The sequence below is a fragment of the Moorena sp. SIO2C4 genome (genome assembly GCF_010672485.1).
In the GTDB taxonomy this organism is placed as follows: Bacteria; Cyanobacteriota; Cyanobacteriia; order Cyanobacteriales; family Coleofasciculaceae; genus Moorena; species Moorena producens.
Genome location: NZ_JAAHGN010000976.1, coordinates 1 through 2,897, shown reverse-complemented (window position 1 = coordinate 2,897; position 2,897 = coordinate 1). Strand labels below are relative to the sequence as shown.

Genomic DNA, 2,897 nt, shown 5'->3' with positions numbered 1-2,897 from the left:
TCCTGTTCCCAGATCCGCTGTTCCCTACTCCCTACATTACAAATCATCAGGATTGACCCCAAGGCTACGCAATCGTTCTGCCAATCGTTCAGCCCGTTGGTGTTCCTGTTCAGCCCGTTCTGCTGAAGTTGGAATCCAATTACCAGCTTCATCATACCAACGCAGCCACAACCCTTCTGTTTCTTGATATTTCCCCTGCCAAACTCCTAACCCTAATTCCAGCCTTGGAAACCAAAATTTCGGTTCAGAAAGTTCTACCGCCTGATACTGTATGGGCATTAATTGAAACACCCGGAACTGGTTGTCATAACGGTCAAAAACCACATAATAAGGAATCCGCATGTACTGCTCATAAGCTTGCCATTTAGTAGGTGGCTTGTTCGCAGACCTTAGGGTTTGTCCTAAATCTTCGGCTTCGGTACCTGGTGATAGGAGTTCCACCACTAAAAATGGGGCTATTCCTTCCTGCCAAACCACATAACTCCAGCGCAGGTCTAGTTGTTGTTGAGCGGGAGTCACACCCAATACCAGAAACCAATCCGGTCGCTTGTGCCATAACGAATTACGGCTATCGTAATATAAATTCAGGTCTGTACCAATGAACATTTCCTCCCTAGGGTAGTTGGGAGGTTGGCAGGTTTCTCGCAATAGTTGGGGTTGGAAGTCATGAAATTCGTCAGGCAAACCAGGCTCCTCTGGGTCTTCACTAGGTAGATCATACATAGTGGGCATAGTTTCCCTGGGAGGACGGGGTGGGTCAGTGTGGTACATGATCCTCTGTTGAACCTGATAGTTTGAGCATAGCATCTTGAGCTTTAGGGAATAGGGAGCAGGGAGTCGGGAATTTAGAATTTAGAATGCGCGAATTTAGAATCGGGAATTTAGTGCGTAGGGTGCGTTAGGGGCGGGCTTGCCCTGATTTTCAACCTCGTAGCCAGCGTTGGGATAGTCCGCCCCGTAACGCACCACCAAGTAGAATTTAGAATCGGGAATTGGGAGCAGGGGGGACAAGAGTGGCAAGTGTAGAACAGGCATCTTGCCTGTGGCCTCAACTGTAGAACAGGCATCTTGCCTGTGGCCTCAACTGTAGAACAGGCATCTTGCCTGTGGCCTCAACTGTAGAACAGGCATCTTGCCTGTGGCCTCAACTGTAGAACAGGCATCTTCCCTGTTTCCTCAAGTGTAGAACAGGCCTCTTGCCTGTGGCCTCAAGTGTAGAACAGGCATCTTCCCTGTTTCCTCAAGTGTAGAACAGGCCTCTTGCCTGTGGCCTCAAGTGTAGAACAGGCATCTTGCCTGTGGCCTCAAGTGTAGAACAGGCATCTTGCCTGTGGCCTCAAGTGTAGAACAGGCATCTTGCCTGTGGCCTCAAGTGTAGAACAGGCATCTTCCCTGTTTCCTCAAGTGTAGAACAGGCATCTTGCCTGTGGCCTCAAGTGTAGAACAGGCATCTTCCCTGTTTCATTTTATTCAAAAGCTGATACGCGACACGCTGATACGCGACACGCTGATAGCTCATACCTCATACCTCATACCTCATAGCTTACCCGACTCCCGACTCCCGACTCCCGACTCCCTAAAACCATAGACACACAATCTCCCCCTTAATCACTTTCCTGCTGTTGACATCACAACTAATGAAAAGTGGTGTGGGGAGAGACTGAGATCAACAGGACCATCGAAGCCCACTCCTAAAATTAAATACTAGATAGTTATTACTATCTAGTATTTAATTTTAGTTCGTAGGGTGGGTTAGGCTGGGCAAGGATTTTGAGGGATTACCAATCAGTTTGTATCCGCGCCGTAACCCACCTTCTTTAAATTTCGCGCCTGACTACGGACGCTTTTTAATTAGCGCGGGTTGCCAATTTTATTTTTTAGATGATTTCCTAAACAAACCAGTAAAACAAACTAGTAAACTAAACTATTAGTAGTTAGACCCCAATTATTTATTCTTATTAACTGAGAGCTTTCAGGATAATTTAGAAAATTGGTGGGATAATTTTGTTTAATCCTAAACATAGTTTTCTTAAACAATCTAATCCCCATCCTACCCTTTATCATTAATAACTAGATAATCATATAGTCGTTAATTGGCTTTTATGAAATTAGTTAATGTAAGCATTCAGCTATCAGCTATCAGCTATCAGCTATCAGTTATCAGCTTATGGGCTATGGACAGGCTACTTGAGGTGCTTATGGGCATAGGGTAAGCAAAGGGAACAGCTTTTGAATAAAACCGGTAAGCATTAGTTTAATCTGAGTTATGGAAAGCTGTTCGCGCAGCGTGAGCTTTTAGCTCACGGCTGACCGCACCTCAAGTAGCGTGAGCTTTTAGCTCACGGCTGACCGCTGACGGCTGAATGCTTACTAGTTAATTAATAACTTATATAGCACTACGCATTCAGATGTTTAACATTCCTAAACTCCGAAACTTAGTCATAGCTTACTTCTGACTTCTTACTTCTTACTTCTTACTTGCGCCTAGCGCTATAGCGAGCACCGATTGAAATAAATTATTTACTAAAGCAAGTCAAAAAAACTAGTAAAACCAACGCTTATTAGTTAGGCGTTAGGTACCAATTATTTATTCTTAGTAACTGAGATATGTCAGGACAATTGAGTAAATTTGTGGAATAATTTGTGGGATAATTTTGTTTAATCCTTAATTTAATTTTAGGGAACAATTTTTCCAGGAATTAATACTATCAAAAAACGGCGCATAAGTCAAGGTCATAAGGCAAAAGGCAATAGGCATGCTAGCAATAGGCAAGCTAGTGCTGTAGGGAGCGGTTAGCGATAGCGTAACCCCACAAAAGCCTCACGCTTTGTTGGGTTTCGTTGCCTCAACCCAACCTACGCCATGATCTAAAGTCAGTCAACCAGGGGAAATTGCA

The 2,897-nt window shown here is 44.4% G+C and carries 3 protein-coding genes; 1 reads left to right on the top strand and 2 read right to left on the bottom strand.

Going from position 1 to position 2,897, the window contains the following annotated elements; genetic code table 11:
- Positions 1 to 36 precede the first annotated feature (36 nt).
- Positions 37 to 771, bottom strand: a complete 735-nt coding sequence (locus F6K20_RS32320; protein WP_287297493.1) for a Uma2 family endonuclease — start codon at positions 769 to 771, stop codon at positions 37 to 39.
- A gap of 96 nt (positions 772 to 867) precedes the next feature.
- The gene (locus F6K20_RS32315) at positions 868 to 1,035 is read right to left on the bottom strand and encodes a hypothetical protein (RefSeq protein WP_271969434.1); all 168 of its coding nucleotides are present in this window, start codon (positions 1,033 to 1,035) and stop codon (positions 868 to 870) included.
- A 385-nt stretch (positions 1,036 to 1,420) separates the two neighbouring features.
- Here F6K20_RS32315 and F6K20_RS32310 point away from each other — a divergent pair, with 385 nt between their 5' ends.
- Positions 1,421 to 1,588 carry a hypothetical protein gene (locus F6K20_RS32310; protein ID WP_287297490.1) on the top strand — a complete coding sequence of 56 codons (168 nt, stop codon included), beginning with the start codon at positions 1,421 to 1,423 and terminating at the stop codon, positions 1,586 to 1,588.
- The last annotated feature ends 1,309 nt before the right edge of the window (positions 1,589 to 2,897 follow it).

Bases quoted from the DNA above. Each gene is read 5' to 3' on its own strand.
- F6K20_RS32320 (WP_287297493.1), bottom strand. From the start codon at position 771: ATGTACCACACTGACCCACCCCGTCCTCCCAGGGAAACTATGCCCACT.
- F6K20_RS32315 (WP_271969434.1), bottom strand. From the start codon at position 1,035: ATGCCTGTTCTACACTTGCCACTCTTGTCCCCCCTGCTCCCAATTCCC.